The following is a 20,582-nucleotide window of genomic DNA, read 5'->3' on the forward strand; positions in this document are numbered from 1 at the left end:
TCGGTTGTTGTCATGCCCTCTGGGTACACATGTTCCATGTTCGAGTAGGTATCCGAACAATGAAGCATAAAAAAAGGCCCATCCAATGGATGAGCCTTTTTTTAGGAATATATGCTTGGCGATGACCTACTCTCACATGGGGAAGCCCCACACTACCATCGGCGATGTTGCGTTTCACGTCTGAGTTCGGGATGGATTCAGGTGGTTCCACAACTCTATGGTCGCCAAGCAAAACTGTTACAACTTAGATCTGATTCTTCTTTTATTTGATCTAGATAGTTTATCGACTGTAGCTTAACTACGCGCTAATTCGTTACTCTCTATCGTCTTACGTATCTTACAAGTCACTTGCCAAACGCCTTGGGCGTTATATGGTCAAGCCTCACGGGCAATTAGTATTGGTTAGCTCAACGCCTCACAGCGCTTCCACACCCAACCTATCAACGTCGTAGTCTTCAACGGCCCTTTAGGGGAATCAAGTTCCCAGTGAGATCTCATCTTGAAGGAGGCTTCCCGCTTAGATGCTTTCAGCGGTTATCCCGTCCGAACGTAGCTACCCGGCAATGCAATTGGCATCACAACCGGTACACCAGAGGTTCGTTCACTCCGGTCCTCTCGTACTAGGAGCAACTCTTCTCAAATCTCAAACGCCCACGGCAGATAGGGACCGAACTGTCTCACGACGTTCTAAACCCAGCTCGCGTACCACTTTAAATGGCGAACAGCCATACCCTTGGGACCGGCTTCAGCCCCAGGATGTGATGAGCCGACATCGAGGTGCCAAACACCGCCGTCGATGTGAACTCTTGGGCGGTATCAGCCTGTTATCCCCGGAGTACCTTTTATCCGTTGAGCGATGGCCCTTCCATACAGAACCACCGGATCACTAGAACCTACTTTCGTACCTGCTCGACGTGTCTGTCTCGCAGTCAAGCACCCTTCTACTCTTGCGCTCATTGCATGATTTCCGACCATGCTGAGGGTACCTTCGTGCTCCTCCGTTACTCTTTGGGAGGAGACCGCCCCAGTCAAACTACCCACCACACAATGTCCCCGATCCCGCTTAGGGAACTGGGTTAGAACCTCAACATTACCAGGCTGGTATTTCAAAGGTGGCTCCACCCTATCTGGCGACAGGGTTTCAAAGCCTCCCAGCTATTCTACACAAGTAATGTCAAAGTCCACTGTGAAGCTGTAGTAAAGGTTCACGGGGTCTTTCCGTCTAGCCGCGGGTAAACTGCATCTTAACAGCTATTTCAATTTCACTGAGTCTCGGGTGGAGACAGTGTGGCCATCGTTACGCCATTCGTGCAGGTCGGAACTTACCCGACAAGGAATTTCGCTACCTTAGGACCGTTATAGTTACGGCCGCCGTTTACCGGGGCTTCGATCAAGAGCTTCGCGCAAGCGCTAACCCCATCAATTAACCTTCCGGCACCGGGCAGGCGTCACACCCTATACGTCCTCTTTCGAGTTTGCAGAGTGCTATGTTTTTAATAAACAGTCGCAGCCACCTGGTATCTTCGACCGGCCTCAGCTTAGGGAGCAAGTCCCATCACCAAAACCGGCGCACCTTCTCCCGAAGTTACGGTGCCATTTTGCCTAGTTCCTTCACCCGAGTTTTCTCATACGCCTTAGTATTCTCTACCTGACCACCTGTGTCGGTTTAGGGTACGGTTAGTCATAACCTGAAGCTTAGAGGATTTTCCTGGAAGCATGGCATCAACTACTTCAGTCCATAAAGGACCTCGTCATCGATTCTCGGTCTTAAAAGAGCCCGGATTTACCTAAGCTCTAAACCTACTATCTTAAACGCGGACAACCAACGCCGCGCTAGCCTAGCCTTCTCCGTCCCCCCATCGCAGTTATGAGCAGTACAGGAATATTAACCTGTTTCCCATCGGATACGCTCTTCAGCCTCTCCTTAGGGGCCGACTCACCCTACCTCGAATAGCGTTGGATAGGAACCCTTGGTCTTCCGGCGGGGAGGGTTTTCACCTCCCTTATCGTTACTCATGTCAGCATTCGCACTTCTGATACCTCCACGGTGCCTTACAGCTTCCGCTTCAACAGCTTACAGAACGCTCCTCTACCATGCACAAAGTGCATCCGTAGCTTCGGTGTTATGCTTAGCCCCGTTATATCTTCCGCGCGGGCCGACTCGACTAGTGAGCTATTACGCTTTCTTTAAAGGGTGGCTGCTTCTAAGCCAACCTCCTAGCTGTCTAAGCCTTCCCACATCGTTTCCCACTTAGCATAAACTTTGGGACCTTAGCTGACGGTCTGGGTTGTTTCCCTTTCCACGACGGACGTTAGCACCCGCCGTGTGTCTCCCGTGATTGAACTCATGGGTATTCGGAGTTTGCATCGGGTTGGTAAGTCGGGATGACCCCTAGCCGAAACAGTGCTCTACCCCCCATGGTTAGACACGAGGCACTACCTAAATAGTTTTCGAGGAGAACCAGCTATCTCCGAGTTTGATTAGCCTTTCACTCCTATCCACAAGTCATCCGCTGGCTTTTCAACGACAGTCGGTTCGGTCCTCCAATGCATGTTACTGCATCTTCAACCTGCCCATGGATAGATCACTCGGTTTCGGGTCTACTCCTAGCGACTGGACGCCCTATTAAGACTCGGTTTCCCTACGGCTCCGCAAATGCTTAACCTTGCCACTAAAAGTAAGTCGCTGACCCATTATACAAAAGGTACGCAGTCACCGTCCGAAAACGGCTCCCACTGCTTGTACGTACACGGTTTCAGGGTCTATTTCACTCCCCTCACAGGGGTTCTTTTCGCCTTTCCCTCACGGTACTGGTTCACTATCGGTCAGTCAGGAGTATTTAGCCTTGGAGGATGGTCCCCCCATATTCAGACAGCGTTTCACGTGTGCCGTCCTACTCGATTTCACTTTAAAAGACCTTTCACATACGGGGCTATCACCCACTATGGCCACACTTTCCAGAGTGTTCTGTTAAATCTAATAAAGCTTAAGGGCTAGTCCCCGTTCGCTCGCCGCTACTTAGGGAATCTCGGTTGATTTCTTTTCCTCTGGGTACTTAGATGTTTCAGTTCCCCAGGTTCGCCTCTAATAACCTATGTATTCAGTTAAAAGATACCTATAAATAGGTGGGTTTCCCCATTCGGAAATGTCCGGATCAAAGGTTGTTTACCACCTCCCCGAACCTTATCGCAGGTTACAACGTCCTTCATCGCCTCTGACTGCCAAGGCATCCACCGTGCACGCTTAGTCACTTGACCATATAACCCGAAGGCGTCTGGAATCACAGTAACTTGTATTGCTAGTAACGATAGATTTCGCCGAATTGGCGCATGCAGTAAAACTACATGTCTTAAATCTAAATCAAATGAATCAAATCCAAATTGTTAAAGAGCGTTTAAAGCAAAAAAGCTTTAAAAGATAATGTCTTAAACGACAATATGTTTTAAAACTCTTCCTTCTCATCCAGAGGATGATGGTGGAGCTATGCGGGATCGAACCGCAGACCTCCTGCGTGCAAAGCAGGCGCTCTCCCAGCTGAGCTATAGCCCCAAGAAAAACAGTAAGGCTATTGATTGGTAGGCCTGAGTGGACTTGAACCACCGACCTCACCCTTATCAGGGGTGCGCTCTAACCAGCTGAGCTACAAGCCTACACCGTTGCTCTTAACTTCTCTGATCAGATAATTCGTGTGAACGCTTGCCGAGAATCGGCTTTCGTTTAAGGAGGTGATCCAGCCCCAGGTTCCCCTAGGGCTACCTTGTTACGACTTCACCCCAGTCATGAACCACACCGTGGTAACCGCCCTCCCGAAGGTTAAGCTAGCTACTTCTGGTGCAATCCACTCCCATGGTGTGACGGGCGGTGTGTACAAGGCCCGGGAACGTATTCACCGCGACATTCTGATTCGCGATTACTAGCGATTCCGACTTCATGGAGTCGAGTTGCAGACTCCAATCCGGACTACGACCGGTTTTCTGAGATTAGCTTACCCTCGCAGGTTCGCGGCCCTCTGTACCGGCCATTGTAGCACGTGTGTAGCCCAACTCGTAAGGGCCATGATGACTTGACGTCGTCCCCACCTTCCTCCGGTTTGTCACCGGCAGTCTCCTTAGAGTTCCCACCCGAAGTGCTGGCAAATAAGGACAAGGGTTGCGCTCGTTACGGGACTTAACCCAACATTTCACAACACGAGCTGACGACAGCCATGCAGCACCTGTCTCAGAGTTCCCGAAGGCACGAAACTATCTCTAGTAACTTCTCTGGATGTCAAGAGTTGGTAAGGTTCTTCGCGTTGCGTCGAATTAAACCACATGCTCCACCGCTTGTGCGGGCCCCCGTCAATTCATTTGAGTTTTAACCTTGCGGCCGTACTCCCCAGGCGGTCTACTTATCGCGTTAGCTGCGCCACTAAAAGATCAAGTCTCCCAACGGCTAGTAGACATCGTTTACGGCGTGGACTACCAGGGTATCTAATCCTGTTTGCTCCCCACGCTTTCGCACCTCAGTGTCAATATCGGTCCAGGTAGTCGCCTTCGCCACTGGTGTTCCTTCCTATATCTACGCATTTCACCGCTACACAGGAAATTCCACTACCCTCTACCGTATTCTAGATTGGCAGTATCAGGTGCAGTTCCAAGGTTGAGCCCTGGGCTTTCACATCTGACTGACCAATCCACCTACGCGCGCTTTACGCCCAGTAATTCCGATTAACGCTCGCACCCTCCGTATTACCGCGGCTGCTGGCACGGAGTTAGCCGGTGCTTCTTCTGCAGTTAACGTCACAGCTAGCAGGTATTAACTACTAACCTTTCCTCACTGCTGAAAGTGCTTTACAACCCTAGGGCCTTCTTCACACACGCGGCATGGCTGCATCAGGCTTGCGCCCATTGTGCAATATTCCCCACTGCTGCCTCCCGTAGGAGTCTGGACCGTGTCTCAGTTCCAGTGTGGCTGATCATCCTCTCAGACCAGCTAGAGATCGTCGCCTTGGTGAGCCATTACCTCACCAACTAGCTAATCTCACGCAGGCTCATCCAATAGTGCAAGGTCCGAAGATCCCCTGCTTTCCCCCTTAGGGCGTATGCGGTATTAGACCAAATTTCTCTGGCTTATCCCCCGCTACTGGGTAGATTCCTACGCGTTACTCACCCGTCCGCCACTCGTCATCAACTAGCAAGCTAGTCATGTTACCGTTCGACTTGCATGTGTTAGGCCTGCCGCCAGCGTTCAATCTGAGCCATGATCAAACTCTTCAGTTTAAATCATTTGTGTTACCAGGAATGTGGTAACGGGCTCTAGCACTAAACAACCGGATAACATTCTTAAGAACGTTAAACCTTTGTAAATCGCTTTAAATGAATTCACTTGGTTGCTTGTCTAGAAAAAGTTTGCTTCTTCTCAACAAGCGCCCACACGAATTATCTGATCAAATTGTTAAAGAGCGTTGCTTTCTTGACTCTCCGCTGAATCAGCGTTTCGTCTCAAGCGAGGCGCATATTTTACTTTGCGCTCATTCAAAGTCAACCGTTTATTTTGCAATTTCGTAAAAAGTTTTTACTCAGCAACCGGACTTTGAATCCTGCTCCGCAAGCAATCTTAAAAACCAATGTTTTCAATCACTTACTGAGCACCTCACTCAGCTCTGCAGCCCCTTTAAAAGCGGCCTCCCTAAGCAAGGACGGCGAATTCTACAGACATCTAAAAATGCGTCAACAGCTAATCTATAAAAAACTGAAAAAAGTTGTAAAAAACTTACAAAACACCATCAATCGATCAAGGACTGATCAGCAACGTATAAATACCAGTCAATAGATACAAAAAAGACGCTATTGATTACTTCAGCGCCTTTATAGATTATATCTTAGTCTGGTGTACTGAAATGCTGGATATCCACCAGTTGTATTTCACCAACATCAATACTCTCGGTAAAAAAGTTAGATGCGACTCGAGCAAATCTTAAAGGATCGTCTGTAACGAGGAATTCTACTTCGCCTTTTCCTGACGATATATTGAGAGATCCCAATTCAGTTAATGTTCTCTCAACTGCTTTTGCAGTAGTTTCAGCAGAATCAACTAGGCTAACCTCTTCACCCATCACCGCAGCTATACTGGATTTTAAAGCTGGAAAATGTGTACAACCTAAAACAAGAGTATCAATCTTAGCTAAGCCTCTATGCTTAAGTGGTTGAAGACACTTATCAACAATCTGCTCAACCAACTCACCTTCATGCCAACCCTCTTCCGCTAAAGCTACAAATAAAGAACAAGCTTCTGCAGACACCGATGCTTCAGGATTTAGTTTAAGAATTGCATTCTGATAGGCTTGATTATTAACTGTACTCTCAGTTGCAATAACACCTATATTGTTATTACGTGTTACTTCACAACCCGCTTCAGCACCTGGACCTACTACACCCATAACAGCCAGCTGCGGAAAGATTACCTGTAAAGGCTCAACAGCAACTGCTGAAGCAGTATTACAAGCAATGACTAATAATTTTATTTTACGTTCTACCAGTGCCGTTGCAGCTTGTTCTGCGTACCGGGTTACTGATGCAGCACTTTTAGTTCCATAAGGAACCCGCGCGGTATCGCCTAGGTAAAGAAGGTTCTCTGAAGGCAAACGCTTCCTAAGCGCATTTAGTACAGTCAGTCCACCTACACCAGAATCAAATACCCCTATAGGGAGGCTACAACTGTCGCTCATTTTTTGTACTTTGCTTTTTTCTTTTTATTAGCTTTTTTCAACTGCCTTACGTGATCACGGAAACGCTCTTTTTTAGCTAATTGACGACTACTAAGCAGATTTTGCTTTCCTTCAAAGGGGTTTTCACTCGATTTAAATTCAAATCGAATTGGTGTGCCTTTTATACCGAGTACCTGAATAAATTTATTTTCTAAGTACCGTTTGTAAGAACCGGGTAGAGATTTTGTCTGATTACCGTGAATCACAATTACTGGCGGGTTAGAGCCACCCTGGTGCGCATAACGTAATTTAATACGGCGACCTTTAACCATTGGAGGCTGGTGATCAGCTACCACATCTTCTAGTAGTCGAGTCAATTTACTCGTTGACCACTTCGCCATTGCATATTCATATGCTTCATCGACCGAGTCGTACATATTTCCGACATTGCTGCCGTGCAATGCTGATATAAAATGCATTTCCGCAAAATCGGCAAATTCCAGCTTTCTTTCAATTTGTTCTTTTACTTTCGCCTTCTCTTCACCGGTCATGCCATCCCACTTGTTTAGTGCAATGACCATTGAGCGACCACTATCGATGACAAAGCTAAGCATATGCATATCTTGCTCTGTCACACCTTCTCGAGCATCGATCACAAATACAACGACATGTGCATCATTAACTGCTTGCAGCGTCTTAACGATAGAGAATTTTTCTGCCGCTTCTGTAATATTCTTACGACGACGAACACCAGCCGTATCAATTAAGGTGTAGTTTTTCTCATCTCTAATATATGGGATATAAACACTGTCTCTTGTTGTACCCGCTTTATCAAATACAACAACACGATCTTCACCCAACATACGGTTTACCAAAGTAGATTTACCTACATTTGGGCGACCAACTACAGCAATTTTAATACTCTTATCAACTTCATCCATGGTTTCTTGTGTTTCTTCCTCGACTTCAGGAAGCTCTTCAAGAACCATCTCAATCAATTGAGTTACACCACGGCCATGGGAAGCTGCAATCGGGAATGGCTGACCAAAGCCTAACTCATAGAAATCAGCGACAACCACATCAGGATTTAGACCATCAGTTTTGTTAACAACAAGGTAGAATGGTTTATTACTGCGACGAAGGTAATTCGCAATCATTTCATCAGCAGGATTAATACCAGCTCGACCATCTACGATAAATAGCACTACATCCGCTTCTTCCACTGCCTGAAGCGACTGTTTTGCCATTTCATAATCAATACCTTGTTCATCACCGGTTATACCACCGGTATCAACAACAATGTAATCCTGTTCTTCATTTGCCAATCGACCTTCACCGTATTTTCTATCACGGGTCAAACCTGGCAAATCAGCAACCAAGGCATCTCTAGAACGAGTAAGACGATTAAACAAAGTAGATTTGCCGACATTTGGTCGACCAACTAGCGCAATTACCGGTAGCATTTCACTCACCCCTGCTTTAAGTGCAGGTAAAAACAAAAACGGCGGCTATCTGCTCAGCAAATAGCCGCCTGAAAATTTATAATCTAATTACTGCAAACTTAGGGCAGCTAATCGACCACCATTAGTCAGCACGTAAAGAACATCATCTTTCACGACCATATCACCATAGACACCTGATGAGTCTAGTTTATGACGTGCAATAAAGCGTCCGTCAATCTGTGATAGAAAGTGGATGTAACCTTGACGATCAGCCACTGCTATTTCAGAACCTAAAGAAACAGGTGCAGTGATATTTCGATATTGAAGCTTGGTTTGACGCCATACACTAGCGCTACTTCCTCTATCGAATGCTTGTACAGAATCATCAGCTTCACTTACGTAGATATTACCAAAGCCTTCAGCCATTGAACGGTAGCTGGATACATCCTGCGCCCATACAACTTGAGCTCTAAATGGGTTAATAGCTACTAAACGTCCCTGATAACTCGTAACGTATAACATGCCATCAACAAGCAATGGGCGACCATCAATATCAACCATACGTTCTAATTCAGAACGGCCTTGCGGAAGCGCGACACGGTTTTCCCAAATAGGGATACCTTTTTGATTATCCAACGCAACCAGCTTGCCACTTGCTAAACCAGCAAAAGTTACATCGCTAGCTACGATTGGAGTGCTGGTACCACGAAGAGTCAATCGTGGTACTTGGCTATCATATACCCAGCGTTGGTCACCGGTACTCGCCTCAAAAGCCACAATTTTGCCATTGATCAGCTGAACTACAGCCAGCTCAGCATTAAACTGAGTTGCAGACGTAGCTTCCGAACTAACCTTTCCACGCCAAAGCTCACTACCATTGTCTGCAGCAAGAACAATCAACTCGCCCTCTTCAGTAGTAACAGCAACTTTACCGTATCCAGCACCAACACCACCAACAATTGGCAAATCTAACTCAACCATCCAGCGCTTTTTACCTGTCTCTAGGTCGAAAGCCATAACTGAGCCGTCCGCATCGGCTGCAAAAATAGCGTCATGATCGATAGCTGGTTTAAACTGATGGAACTTACCCTTCATTCCAGAGCCGGCAGAAGTCGACCAAAGCACCGATACTTTTTTCTCTGCTTCAAAAGACTCTAACGGGGTAGGTTGAACTTCTTCACCATCATCCCCCCAGAAACCGCAACCACTAACAACAGCAGCTAACAAACCTACAGCTGTTACACGAACAAGGCTCTTCATTTAGCTATCCTCAGATGCCAAGTCATTAAGTTTCATTTCTAGAATTGGTCGAGTACCTTCCTGACCTGCTGCTGCAACCGCAACTTTGTAGGCTGTACGAGCTTTATCTGCATCACCCTTTTGCAAATATAGATCACCTTTAAGCTCTTCAATTGCAACTTTATAACCACCTACTGGTACACTAGCAATAAGCGTCAGTGCTTTATCTACTTCACCTTGAGCAGCAAGAATGCGTGCTTTACGTAAGTTGGCCAAAATAAACATAGATTCCGTTGGCTGGTTTTGCAGTAACCACTCCAACTCTGCTAGCGCTTTAGGTAACTCGTTATTATCTGCAGCAACACGGGCCATTATTAACGCTGCATAATTAGCATATGCAGTGCCTTCATAATCATCTTTTAGCTCCCGGCTTAAGTGAGTCGCGGTCGCCATTTGCGCTTCATCTTGTTGAGGCCCAACCGCACCTACAACTGCTTCTAGAAGGTTTTGATACAGGATAGATGCATTTTCAGCTTTGGCAGCTTGTTGATCCTGCCAGCCTTTCCATCCCAATACAGCAGCCAATGCTACAGCAATACCTAAAATCAGAGATTTGCCGTTTTCATCCCACCAGCTTTTAAGTGCCTGGACCTGCTCTTCTTCGGTGCGTAACTCTGCCACCTTTAACTCCTGTATCTAATAAACTTTTACGATCGTAATTTTACTAATCAGACTTATCTTACACTGCTGATTTTATCGATAATTTGATCTTCATTAAGATCGAATGATGGCTCTTTATCATACCAAATTGTGCCAGAAAGCTGCTGATTATCGTTTGCTTTAAGCAACAGGACAATAGGCGCACCCGTTTGCTGTGCTTTTTGGCTGATATTTTTTAAACCGCCGCAGTGAATACGGACCCTTAGACCTGGGAATTGATCACGTAACTTATCTGCGAATAATACGATTCGCGATTGAATACCTTTCTCTTCAGCTGCCACATAAAGGTCAAAAGGCTGCTTCACACTCTCAGGAATCAGATCTAATGTTTCCAACATTAGAATCAGGCGTTCAACACCCATTGCAAAACCTACTGCAGGCGTTGGACGTCCACCAAGCTGTTTAACCAGGCCATCATATCGACCACCTGCACATACTGTTCCTTGAGCACCTAATTTCTCAGTCACCCACTCAAAAACTGTTTTGCAGTAATAATCGAGACCACGTACTAAACGGGGATTAATCTCATAGGCGATACCTGCCTCATCTAACATTGCAGTTAATTCAGCAAAGTGCGTTTTCGACTCTTCATCAAGATAATCAGTCAGCACTGGGGCTGCATCAAGTAACGCCTGTGTATTCTGATCTTTACTGTCTAGAATACGTAGAGGATTGGAATCAAGACGACGCAGACTGTCTTCATCTAACTGATCCTTTCTCTCCTCTAAGTATTCTACAAGTGCAGCTTTGTATTCCGCTCTAGCCTGATTACTACCTAGAGAATTTAACTGAAGCGTTACTGAATCGAGAAGACCTAGGCGTTTCCATAGACGCGCACTTAGCATGATAACTTCAGCGTCTATATCTGACGACGCCATACCAAAAGTCTCTACACCAATTTGATGGAACTGACGATAACGACCTTTCTGAGGACGCTCATAACGGAACATCGGACCTTGGTACCAAAAACGCTGCATCTGGTTGAATAGCAAACCATGCTCTTCCGCTGCACGAACACAACTCGCAGTTCCCTCTGGGCGTAAGGTCAAGCTCTCACCATTACGATCATCAAAGGTGTACATCTCTTTCTCAACGATATCAGTAACTTCACCGATAGAGCGCTTAAAAAGATTGGTCTGTTCAACAACCGGCATACGAATCTCACTATATCCGTATGCTGATAAAACGTCTTTAACTGTCTTTTCTAGATACTGCCATACTGGCGTCTGTTCAGGCAGGATGTCATTCATCCCGCGAATGGCTTTAATCTTGGCCAAAACGAAAACCTTAATTCAAATTATTCTGCTACCGGAAGGGTCAAGCGGACAATATTTTTACGCGTATAAGGGGCGAGATTCAGGGCTTTACCGTTATAACTAACACTGGAAACCGCATCAGCAGCCCCGATTTCAATATTCAACGGTGGCTTACCTGTCACATTGAGACTTTGCCCTTCATAACGCATGTTATTAAACAGAGTCTTACCATTGGCATCTTTAATCTTCACCCAACAATCTGCGATAAAAGAGGCGCTAAAATTAACTTCACGCAGATCAGCAGTATCTAGAGGCGAATTAACCTCTGATTCAGATACAGTGCGAGCTTCTTCTGTTTGAGCTTCATTTTGCTCAATAGCTGTTTGCAATTTTTTTATCTCAGCATCAGTAAGATATTCAGGTTCAGCTTCGGACTGACTCCCAACAAGCACTTGCTCTTCTAGTGATTCAGATACAGGCTGATCATCTAAGGGCGGTAAAACTAGTTGTGCTACCCCACCGTCTATAGCTACCACAGCATCTTCTGTCTTTGTAGCTAATGGCTCTACTTGTGCAGCCTCTTCTTCAGTAAGAGTTAAACTTAAAGATCCACCATGCTGAGTCTGCCACCACCAAACGACTAATCCAACTAATGCAGCTACGATTATCCAAGTTGAGAATCTCATCACCGGGTGATTCATTTCAACCTGCTGTCGAACACGGCTGACTGGGCGAATTTGACCTTTACCACCCTCACCATGAATAGTTTCAAATTCTGTAACGAGTTGATCATCATCTAGGTGGAGAAGTTTCGCATAAGCGCGGATATAGCCTTTAGCAAAGACAAGGCTAGGCAAACCTTCTAAGCTACAAGCTTCCAGCTGACTAATATACTGTGCAGGCAAATTAAGATCTGTCGCTACTTGTTCAATACTTAAAGATAGATTTTCACGTGCTGTAGTTAAACGCGCACCCCACTCTTCTGCCAATACTTCAGGCAAACATTCTTGCTGTTCTGTGCTCAACGAGTGGACTCCTTATATTCCTGATACTCTTTTGATTCAGGAAATAAATTTTTCAATATCAAAGCGTATGTAGCTGCTCTGGATGCGTTCCGCTCTTGTCTTGCTAAACGAATACCAACCCAGAGGCTTTTAGCGTAATGCTCAACTCTGCGGCTTTCAACAAGCGCTAAGAACTTTTGAAACTGTTTATCTGCTTCTGAATAGTTACCTTCAGCAAGCAATATTTCAGATAATTCAACCATAGATATCGGTCTATTTGCAGTTACCTGAAGCGCACGCTGAAAAGCATGCTTAGCAGCACTTTCTCTATTCAGGTGGCGATAGCAGCGACCTAAATTCTCAAATGCTTGAGAGCGACGATTATAAAAAGGATCTTCTGTCGCCCGTGCTAGTGATTGACACGCTTCATCATAACGCCCTTTTGCGAACAAAAATGCACCAAAATTATTGTGCATCATTGCAGAGGAAGGCTCAAGTGCGGTTGCTCTACGGAAATACTTTTCAGCTAAAGCGTCATCGCCTTCGATTTGGAAAGCTAAAGCTATGCCATTATGAGCCTCAGCATAGTTTGACTGGATTTCAATCGCCCTTTTAAACGAGGTTTTAGCATTTGCGGTATCTCCTGATTGGAGATACTGAAATCCTAAACGAGAATAAGCCTCATGGGCCTGATTTTTTTCGCTATTTTGGGAGGAGCCTTTAGTTGCACACCCTGCAACGACTAGCACCATGAATAAAGCGAGTACCAGTTTGATTCCTCTCACGCGCTATCCCTCTTATTGCGTATTTTGCGACACCTGCTGTTCTTCTTGGACAACAGGAATGTATTTTTGACTGCGTCTGGTTTTATCTGCTACTTGCCCCACTAACTGACCGCAGGCTGCATCGATCTCATCACCACGCGTACGTCGTACTGTAGTTACAATTCCACCATGAACGATTACTTCTTTAAATGCCAGTATTCTTTCTTCCGATGGACGCTCATAACCAGAATTCGGGAACGGATTAAATGGAATCAAGTTCAGCTTAGAAGGCATCTTACGCAGAATTTTTAATAACTGCTTTGCGTGCTCTGGCTTATCATTCACACCGTTTATCAAAGTATATTCAACAGTGATAACACGCTTATCATTTAAATTTTCAAGATATCGGTTACACGCAGCCACCAATTCTTTGATTGGATAACGGCGGTTAATCGGAACCAAAATATCTCGTAGATCATCATTTGGCGCATGCAGGGAAACAGCCAAAGACACATCTGTTACATCTTTTAACTTATCAATAGCCGGCACAACACCTGCTGTGGATAAAGTTACTCGACGCTTAGAAAGACAATAAGCATTGTCTTCCATCATTAATGTCATCGCATCGACAACATTTTCAAAATTCATCAAGGGCTCGCCCATACCCATCATTACAACGTTGGACACCACGCGCTGTGAGGTCGTGTTGTAATCGCCATAAGAGCGAATCGCAATCCTAAGCTGACCAATAATCTCAGCCGCTGTTAGGTTGCTGTTAAAACCTTGCTTACCGGTGGAGCAGAAACTGCAATCAAGAGAACAGCCTACTTGCGAGGAAACACAAAGAGTTTTGCGCTCACCATCAGGTATCAGTACGGCCTCAACACTTGAACCACCATCCGTGCGGATAACCCACTTACGGGTTCCATCTTTAGAAGTCTTTTCCATGATGACTTCAGGCTCACGGATTTCAGCAACCTCCGCCAATTTTTGGCGCAAAGATTTGCTGATATTTGTCATCTCTTCAAAATCAGAAGCACCTAGCTGATGAATCCATTTCAGCACTTGGGTTGCACGGAATTTTTTCTCTCCGATTTCCTCAAAGAAAGCTTCCATCTTTGTAGGGGACAAACCGAGTAAATTAACTTTTTTAGTGGATTCAGTCATGGATGACAGGTACTCATATTTTGTAACAAAGGCAGGCTGCCCATAAAAAGTCTAGATTACAGACAGCCCAAACGGCAATTACTTACCGAAGAAGTATGCGATTTCGCGCTCAGCAGAAGCTGGAGAGTCAGAACCGTGTACAGCGTTAGCGTCGATAGACTGTGCAAAATCACGACGGATAGTGCCTTCAGCTGCTTCTTGTGGGTTAGTAGCACCCATAAGTTCACGGTTTAGAGCGATTGCATTTTCGCCTTCTAGAACCTGAACAACTACAGGACCAGAAGTCATGAATTCAACTAGATCACCGAAGAATGGACGCTCTTTGTGCTCAGCGTAGAAACCTTCAGCTTCTTCTTTAGAAAGCTGTTTTAGTTGCATTTCAACGATTTTAAGACCGTTAGACTCGAAACGAGAAACGATTTTACCGATTACATTTTTAGCAACTGCATCAGGCTTGATGATAGAGAACGTACGTTCTAGAGCCATTGTTTTAACTCCCAAAATTAAAATAAAAAGAAATATCTAAAAACCAGCACAGCAATACCTCAGCATAATTAAACAATAAATCATGCATAAACTTAGATAGCTGAAAAATGGCTTTTAGCTAGCCCCTCGAAATCAGCGCGCAATTATACGCCACTCTTATGACAGAAGACAGTAGCTAATATTAGCGCCCATAACCAAACAAACCCGGCAAGCCGGGTTTGTTTTAAAGCACGAAATGAAATTAATCCATTTCCTCTATCCAAGCCATCTGAATTCCTTCCAGAATTTTCTCACCACAACGATCTGGATCATCATCAAATTCTTCTAGATCCATAACTTTCTGGTACAGATCCGGGAAGCTAATTACCATTGGGTCCTGATCTGGATACTTTTCAGATAACTCAATAGCGATATCTAGAACATCTGTCCATCTAAGACTCACAACCAGCTCCTCAGTGTCGCTCTGACACTTGGTTAATTGTGTATTTTGGAATTTCAACAACCAAATCTTCTTCAGCAACTACAGCCTGACAGCTTAAACGTGACTCAGGCTCTAAACCCCAAGCCTTATCAAGCATATCATCTTCAAGCTCATCGGATTCTTCCATAGAATCAAAGCCTTCACGCACAACAACGTGACAGGTAGTACACGCGCATGATTTCTCACACGCATGCTCAATATGGATGCCATTCGCAAGCGCCGCATCGCAAACCGTTACGCCTGGCTCAGCTTCGATCACTTTACCCTCTGGACATAACTCATCGTGTGGCAGAAAAATAATCTGCGGCATTACTCACTCTCCCCAAGTTCATCAACACTATGCCCCTGCAGCGCCTGTTGAATATTATAATCCATACGGCGTGCGGCATATTCATCAGATGCTTTTGATAAAGCAGAGATCCCCTGCTCAATCGCACTTACATCACTACCCTGGCGAATTTCTACCAGAGTTTCTATTTCATTTTGTAACTGAGATCGCTCATCTTCACTCAGTAACTTGCCACCATCCACAGCTAGCGCATCCTTCAAAGATACGATCAATCGATCCGCTTCCACCTGCTGCTCTCTCAATGCACGCGCATCTTTGTCTTCTGCGGCATTGAGATAAGATGATTTAAGCATCTCGGCAATTTCACTGTCACCTAGACCATAAGAAGGTTTTACCTGAATACTACTTTCCACACCCGAGGTTAACTCCTTCGCTTCAACACCGAGCAAACCATCAGCATCAACCTGGAATGTCACGCGAATCTTAGCAGCACCTGCCGCCATCGGAGGGATTCCTCGCAAGACAAAACGCGCAAGCGAGCGACAATCTTGAACTAATTCACGCTCACCTTGGACAACATGAATCGCCATAGCCGTTTGACCATCTTGGTAAGTAGTGAATTCTTGCGCACGCGCGACTGGGATTGAAGTATTCCTGTGAATAACTTTTTCAGTTAGCCCACCCATCGTTTCAAGACCCAACGATAGCGGAATCACGTCCAGCAGCAACATATCACTATCTGGCTTATTACCAGCTAGCACATCAGCTTGAATTGAAGCACCGATAGCCACAACACGATCCGGATCGATATTGATATGAGGCTCACGTCCAAAGAATTTCTGAACCTGTTCACGCACTAGCGGTACACGAGTCGAACCACCCACCATGACAACTTCAAGCACTTCATCCGCTGAAACACCAGCATCTTTCAAAGCACGGCGACAAGCACGAGTTGTACGTTTTACTAATGGCTCGATCAGAGAATCAAAATCTTCGCGCGTAACAACCAGCTCATGGCACTCAGACCCTAACTCCAACACAACGCTAACTTGAGGCTTATCTGTTAGAAGCTCTTTGGTTTCTTTAGCTTTCTCTGTCAGATAACGAGACGCATGACTATCTATCTGCTCAAGCTGAAGCTGCTCGGCAAACCATTGCGCCAATGCCAAATCAAGATCATCACCACCTAAAGCACTATCACCGCCAGTAGACAATACTTCGAAAACACCTTTATTCAGGCGCAAAATTGAGATATCAAAAGTGCCACCGCCTAGGTCATAGACAGCAATAACACCCTCTTTACCGTCATCTAAACCATAAGCAACTGCAGCTGCAGTCGGCTCATTAAGTAAACGAAGGACTTTGATATTGGCAATTTTAGCTGCATCTTTGGTAGCTTGGCGCTGAGCATCATCAAAGTACGCTGGCACAGTAATAACCGCACCAACCAACTCGCCACCAAGCGCTTCTTCAGCACGTTCAACCAAACTACTTAGGATATCTGCTGAAACCTGAACCGGACTCTTATTACCTGCAGCCGTGCGAATGTATGGCATACCGCCATCTTCAGCCTCAAAGTGATAAGGAGCCTCATCACCTAGCGCTTTAACATCAGCAACTCCACGCCCCATAAGACGCTTTGCTGAAATAATCGTATTGTATGGATCTTCGGATGCATGCGATCGAGCCTCTCGACCTACCTGAGAGTTACCACAAGGCAGATAACGCACAACGGAAGGCAATAAGTGTTCGCCATCAAGATCAGGCAAAGTTACCGCTTCACCACTCTTAACCGATGCCACTAGGGAGTTGGTCGTACCTAAATCAATACCTACTGCCAACTTATGCTGATGTGGAGCTTCACTCTGCCCCGGTTCTGCTATCTGTAATAGCGCCATATATTTACGTCAGCCATCCAACCGATCTTCAAGACGCTCAATCTCGACTATCAGTTTTTCTAAAAATTGCATTTTGCGCACAATGACAGCAGCAGTATCTAACTGTTCTGACTGATAACACTGTGCAAACTGTTCCCGTAACTGTTCCAACGATCCAGTCACATCGTCCTGCAGAGACTCAAGCTCATCAAATGGATCGTCCTGATCTGGAATCTCTTCCAGCTGCTCTCGAAGCTCCATCTGCTGCATCAAAAACATGGGATCAATAGCAGTAGAGGACTCACTAATTGTATCAATGCCCTGTAATGACAGCAGATATTGAGCACGTAGCAAAGGTGAGCGCAATGTAGCAACTACTTCATTTAGATGCGCCATATACTGAACAGCCAAGCGTTGTTCGCGCTCAGATTTGTGCGCATAGCGATCTGGGTGAAGTGTTTTTTGCAGTTCACGGGATAGATCAGACAAGACTGCCTGATCTACATGAAATGATATCGGCAGGCCGATAAAATCAAAATAATTCTTATTGATATCCATCGTTCTGCCAAGAAGAATTAGACGTTAAAGCTTTCGCCGCAACCACATTCGCTAGAGACATTAGGGTTATTAAACTTAAACCCTTCATTAAGCCCCTCTTTAACAAAATCCAGCTCAGTACCATCAAGATACAATAGACTCTTTGGGTCTATCACAATCTTAACGTCTTGCGGGCCCTTGAAAATTTCATCTTCAGAATTTACTTCATCAACAAATTCAAGAACATAAGCCATACCGGAACAACCTGAAGTACGCACACCCAAGCGAATACCTTCGCCGTGACCACGTTTCTCTAGGTAGCGCGCAACATGATCTGCTGCAGCATCAGTCATGGTAATTGCCATAAACGTCTAGCTCTCCCAACAAATAAGTCGAGTCTTATTTGTCTTGTTTTTCTTTGTAGTCTGCAACAGCAGCTTTGATTGCATCTTCAGCCAATACTGAACAGTGAATTTTCACTGGTGGTAGCGCTAGTTCTTCAGCGATAGCAGTATTTTTAAGCTCAGCCGCCTCTTCAAGAGACATGCCTTTGACCCACTCAGTTACTAGCGAGCTTGATGCAATTGCAGAACCGCAACCGTAAGTTTTGAATTTAGCATCTTCAATAATGCCCTCATCACTTACTTTAATCTGTAGACGCATAACGTCACCACAAGCAGGCGCTCCAACCATGCCTGTACCAACGTTACCATCGTTATCATTCATTTTGCCGACATTACGAGGGTTCTCGTAATGATCAATTACTTTCTCACTATAAGCCATGACGACCTCCAAATAGTCTTAGTGCCAGATCAGTGATGTACCCACTCAACCTTGCTCAGATCGACACCGTCTTTAAACATATCCCACAGAGGTGAGAGCTCACGCAATTTGCTAACTGCATCTTGAATTTGAGCAGCCGCATAATCCACTTCTTCTTCAGTAGTAAAACGACCAAAGGAGAAACGAATTGAACTGTGTGCTAGCTCATCATTCAAACCTAATGCACGTAGTACATAAGAAGGCTCTAAGCTAGCAGATGTACAAGCCGAACCAGATGATACCGCCAGATCTTTCAGCGACATCAATAAAGATTCACCTTCTACAAAAGCAAAACTGATATTCAGGTTACCTGGAACACGCTGCTCTTTAGAACCATTTAGGTAAACCTCTTCCATTTCACCCATACCTGCCAAGAAGCGATCACGCAAAGCGATAATATGCGCTGTGTCTTTCGCCAGTTCTTCTTTACAAATACGAGCGGCCTCACCCATACCGACAATCTGGTGAGTTGGTAGAGTACCCGAACGCATACCACGCTCATGGCCTCCACCATGAATTTGAGCTTCTAGGCGCACACGAGGCTTACGGCGAACAAATAGAGCTCCAACACCCTTAGGACCGTACATCTTGTGTGCAGAGATAGATAACAGATCAACCTTAGCTTTACCTAAATCAATCTCAATCTTGCCCGCACTCTGAGCAGCATCAACGTGGAATATAATGCCTTTAGAACGAGTAAGCTCACCAATCGCTTCGATATCAGTGATCGTGCCTACTTCGTTGTTAACATGCATTAGCGAGATAACGATAGTATCTTCACGAATCGCTTCAGCTACTGCTTGCGGCTCAATTAAACCATCAGAGTTTGGCGTTAGGTAAGTAATTTCGAAACCTTCGCGCTCTAATTGACGGCAAGTATCCAAAACGGCCTTATGCTCAATTTTGGACGTAATGATGTGTTTGCCTTTCTTCTGATAGAAATGTGCAGCACCTTTAATTGCCAAATTGTTTGACTCGGTCGCACCTGAAGTCCAAACAATCTCACGCGGATCAGCATTGATAAGATCAGCGACCTGACGGCGAGCAGATTCAACTGCTTCTTCCGCTTTCCAGCCGAAGAGATGTGAGCGTGAAGCTGGATTACCAAAGTTGCCATCCATTGTAAGGCATTCAGTCATCTTTTCAGCAACCCTAGGATCAACTGGGGTAGTTGCAGAATAATCCAGATAAATCGGTGTTTTCATTCATTCTCTCCAAGCGAGTTTAAACGATCGCTTTTTCACTGCAGTTCAAGTTCTCCGCGCCAATCAAAACCTGGTCCATCTGGATTCGGTCCTGACGCTCAGATGCAACCTGAACATCTTTTCTTACAACTAGGTCAGCCAACGTAATTCCACTTAAGAAAGCGTGAATTTGGTCGCTCAAGTCGCACCAAAGGTGATGAGTAAGGCACGTTTCTCCGCCCTGACAGTCACCCTGGCGATTACATCCAGTTGCATCTACTGATTCATTCACAGCATCAATCACTTGTGCAACGTTGATGCCTGCTTGCTCACGATTTAGTTGATAACCACCACCTGGCCCACGAACACTACGAACTAGTTCGTTGCGACGCAGCTTAGCAAAAAGCTGTTCTAGGTATGACAATGAAATGCCCTGTCTTTCAGAGATATCAGCCAAACTAATCGGCCCTTTACCTTCATGAAGAGCCAGATCCAGCATCGCTGTAACGGCATATCGCCCTTTAGTTGTTAATCGCATAATTCCCGCCTTCACGCGCAATAGCATTTGCGCGGCATTATGCAATACCCGACTAAAAAGGTCAACTAAATACCCTACTATTATTGTAGG

At 45.4% G+C, this 20,582-nt stretch carries 17 protein-coding genes, 2 tRNA genes and 3 rRNA genes; all 22 read right to left on the reverse strand.

Going from position 1 to position 20,582, the window contains the following annotated elements; genetic code table 11:
* Positions 1-113 precede the first annotated feature (113 nt).
* The 22 genes from rrf to iscR all read right to left on the reverse strand — a co-directional run bounded on the left by rrf (position 114) and on the right by iscR (position 20,492).
* Positions 114-229: ribosomal RNA gene (gene rrf / locus ACMXYS_RS13585) — 5S ribosomal RNA — on the reverse strand.
* Between the two features lie 142 nt (positions 230-371).
* A 23S ribosomal RNA gene (locus tag ACMXYS_RS13590) occupies positions 372-3,258 on the reverse strand.
* Positions 3,259-3,474: 216 nt separating this feature from the next.
* A tRNA-Ala gene (locus tag ACMXYS_RS13595) sits at positions 3,475-3,550 on the reverse strand.
* A 24-nt stretch (positions 3,551-3,574) separates the two neighbouring features.
* Positions 3,575-3,651, reverse strand: a tRNA-Ile gene (locus tag ACMXYS_RS13600).
* A 68-nt stretch (positions 3,652-3,719) separates the two neighbouring features.
* Positions 3,720-5,259, reverse strand: a 16S ribosomal RNA gene (locus ACMXYS_RS13605).
* Together the 16S, 23S and 5S rRNA genes with 2 tRNA genes alongside form the textbook arrangement of a ribosomal RNA operon.
* Before the next feature lie 602 nt (positions 5,260-5,861).
* Complete coding sequence (gene murI / locus ACMXYS_RS13610; RefSeq protein WP_415896860.1) at positions 5,862-6,707, reverse strand: glutamate racemase; 846 nt, start codon at positions 6,705-6,707, stop codon at positions 5,862-5,864.
* Positions 6,704-8,149, reverse strand: a complete 1,446-nt coding sequence (gene der, locus ACMXYS_RS13615; RefSeq protein ID WP_415882211.1) for a ribosome biogenesis GTPase Der — start codon at positions 8,147-8,149, stop codon at positions 6,704-6,706. Before der ends, murI begins: the two co-directional genes overlap by 4 nt.
* Positions 8,150-8,236: 87 nt before the next feature.
* Positions 8,237-9,388, reverse strand: coding sequence for an outer membrane protein assembly factor BamB (gene bamB / locus ACMXYS_RS13620; RefSeq protein ID WP_415896861.1), 1,152 nt, complete (start codon positions 9,386-9,388; stop codon positions 8,237-8,239).
* Positions 9,389-10,048 (reverse strand): YfgM family protein, encoded by a 660-nt coding sequence (locus tag ACMXYS_RS13625; protein WP_415896862.1) that lies wholly within the window; start codon positions 10,046-10,048, stop codon positions 9,389-9,391.
* 53 nt (positions 10,049-10,101) lie between these two features.
* Positions 10,102-11,337, reverse strand: a complete 1,236-nt coding sequence (gene hisS, locus ACMXYS_RS13630) for a histidine--tRNA ligase (RefSeq protein WP_415898254.1) — start codon at positions 11,335-11,337, stop codon at positions 10,102-10,104.
* A 47-nt stretch (positions 11,338-11,384) separates the two neighbouring features.
* Positions 11,385-12,368, reverse strand: coding sequence for a RodZ domain-containing protein (locus tag ACMXYS_RS13635; protein ID WP_415896863.1), 984 nt, complete (start codon positions 12,366-12,368; stop codon positions 11,385-11,387).
* A complete protein-coding gene (gene pilW / locus ACMXYS_RS13640) occupies positions 12,365-13,099 on the reverse strand; it encodes a type IV pilus biogenesis/stability protein PilW (RefSeq protein WP_415898255.1) in 735 nt (244 codons plus the stop codon). The genes ACMXYS_RS13635 and pilW overlap by 4 nt, the downstream gene beginning before the upstream one ends.
* Before the next feature lie 45 nt (positions 13,100-13,144).
* On the reverse strand, positions 13,145-14,278 hold the full coding sequence (gene rlmN / locus ACMXYS_RS13645) for a 23S rRNA (adenine(2503)-C(2))-methyltransferase RlmN (RefSeq protein WP_415896864.1): 1,134 nt from the start codon (positions 14,276-14,278) through the stop codon (positions 13,145-13,147).
* Between the two features lie 78 nt (positions 14,279-14,356).
* Positions 14,357-14,764: a nucleoside-diphosphate kinase gene (gene ndk, locus ACMXYS_RS13650; protein WP_067869919.1), complete on the reverse strand. Its 408-nt coding sequence runs from the start codon at positions 14,762-14,764 to the stop codon at positions 14,357-14,359.
* A gap of 241 nt (positions 14,765-15,005) precedes the next feature.
* Positions 15,006-15,206, reverse strand: coding sequence for a Fe-S cluster assembly protein IscX (iscX, locus tag ACMXYS_RS13655; protein ID WP_415882217.1), 201 nt, complete (start codon positions 15,204-15,206; stop codon positions 15,006-15,008).
* Between the two features lie 10 nt (positions 15,207-15,216).
* Positions 15,217-15,555: an ISC system 2Fe-2S type ferredoxin gene (gene fdx / locus ACMXYS_RS13660; RefSeq protein ID WP_415882218.1), complete on the reverse strand. Its 339-nt coding sequence runs from the start codon at positions 15,553-15,555 to the stop codon at positions 15,217-15,219.
* On the reverse strand, positions 15,555-17,432 hold the full coding sequence (gene hscA, locus ACMXYS_RS13665) for a Fe-S protein assembly chaperone HscA (protein WP_415896865.1): 1,878 nt from the start codon (positions 17,430-17,432) through the stop codon (positions 15,555-15,557). Before hscA ends, fdx begins: the two co-directional genes overlap by 1 nt.
* Positions 17,433-17,441: 9 nt before the next feature.
* A complete protein-coding gene (gene hscB, locus ACMXYS_RS13670) occupies positions 17,442-17,969 on the reverse strand; it encodes a Fe-S protein assembly co-chaperone HscB (protein ID WP_415896866.1) in 528 nt (175 codons plus the stop codon).
* Positions 17,970-17,986: 17 nt separating this feature from the next.
* Positions 17,987-18,313 carry an iron-sulfur cluster assembly protein IscA gene (iscA, locus tag ACMXYS_RS13675; RefSeq protein WP_415882221.1) on the reverse strand — a complete coding sequence of 109 codons (327 nt, stop codon included), beginning with the start codon at positions 18,311-18,313 and terminating at the stop codon, positions 17,987-17,989.
* A gap of 34 nt (positions 18,314-18,347) precedes the next feature.
* Entirely contained in the window at positions 18,348-18,731 is a 384-nt protein-coding gene (gene iscU / locus ACMXYS_RS13680) for a Fe-S cluster assembly scaffold IscU (protein WP_415882222.1), read from the reverse strand.
* A 29-nt stretch (positions 18,732-18,760) separates the two neighbouring features.
* Complete coding sequence (locus ACMXYS_RS13685) at positions 18,761-19,975, reverse strand: IscS subfamily cysteine desulfurase (RefSeq protein ID WP_415882223.1); 1,215 nt, start codon at positions 19,973-19,975, stop codon at positions 18,761-18,763.
* Positions 19,976-19,994: 19 nt separating this feature from the next.
* Positions 19,995-20,492 carry a Fe-S cluster assembly transcriptional regulator IscR gene (gene iscR, locus ACMXYS_RS13690; protein WP_415882224.1) on the reverse strand — a complete coding sequence of 166 codons (498 nt, stop codon included), beginning with the start codon at positions 20,490-20,492 and terminating at the stop codon, positions 19,995-19,997.
* Between the last annotated feature and the right edge of the window lie 90 nt (positions 20,493-20,582).

This window comes from Neptuniibacter sp. QD57_21 (genome assembly GCF_047778075.1).
Classification (GTDB): Bacteria; Pseudomonadota; Gammaproteobacteria; order Pseudomonadales; family Balneatricaceae; genus Neptuniibacter.

Excerpts from the sequence above, each read along its gene's own strand:
- iscR (WP_415882224.1), bottom strand. The coding sequence starts at position 20,492 with ATGCGATTAACAACTAAAGGGCGATATGCCGTTACAGCGATGCTGGAT.
- hscB (WP_415896866.1), bottom strand. The coding sequence starts at position 17,969 with ATGGATATCAATAAGAATTATTTTGATTTTATCGGCCTGCCGATATCA.
- murI (WP_415896860.1), bottom strand. The coding sequence starts at position 6,707 with ATGAGCGACAGTTGTAGCCTCCCTATAGGGGTATTTGATTCTGGTGTA.
- iscU (WP_415882222.1), bottom strand. The coding sequence starts at position 18,731 with ATGGCTTATAGTGAGAAAGTAATTGATCATTACGAGAACCCTCGTAAT.
- fdx (WP_415882218.1), bottom strand. The coding sequence starts at position 15,555 with ATGCCGCAGATTATTTTTCTGCCACACGATGAGTTATGTCCAGAGGGT.
- iscA (WP_415882221.1), bottom strand. The coding sequence starts at position 18,313 with ATGGCAATTACCATGACTGATGCTGCAGCAGATCATGTTGCGCGCTAC.
- hisS (WP_415898254.1), bottom strand. The coding sequence starts at position 11,337 with ATGAATGACATCCTGCCTGAACAGACGCCAGTATGGCAGTATCTAGAA.
- ACMXYS_RS13685 (WP_415882223.1), bottom strand. The coding sequence starts at position 19,975 with ATGAAAACACCGATTTATCTGGATTATTCTGCAACTACCCCAGTTGAT.
- pilW (WP_415898255.1), bottom strand. The coding sequence starts at position 13,099 with ATGGTGCTAGTCGTTGCAGGGTGTGCAACTAAAGGCTCCTCCCAAAAT.
- der (WP_415882211.1), bottom strand. The coding sequence starts at position 8,149 with ATGCTACCGGTAATTGCGCTAGTTGGTCGACCAAATGTCGGCAAATCT.
- rlmN (WP_415896864.1), bottom strand. The coding sequence starts at position 14,278 with ATGACTGAATCCACTAAAAAAGTTAATTTACTCGGTTTGTCCCCTACA.
- ndk (WP_067869919.1), bottom strand. The coding sequence starts at position 14,764 with ATGGCTCTAGAACGTACGTTCTCTATCATCAAGCCTGATGCAGTTGCT.
- bamB (WP_415896861.1), bottom strand. The coding sequence starts at position 9,388 with ATGAAGAGCCTTGTTCGTGTAACAGCTGTAGGTTTGTTAGCTGCTGTT.
- hscA (WP_415896865.1), bottom strand. The coding sequence starts at position 17,432 with ATGGCGCTATTACAGATAGCAGAACCGGGGCAGAGTGAAGCTCCACAT.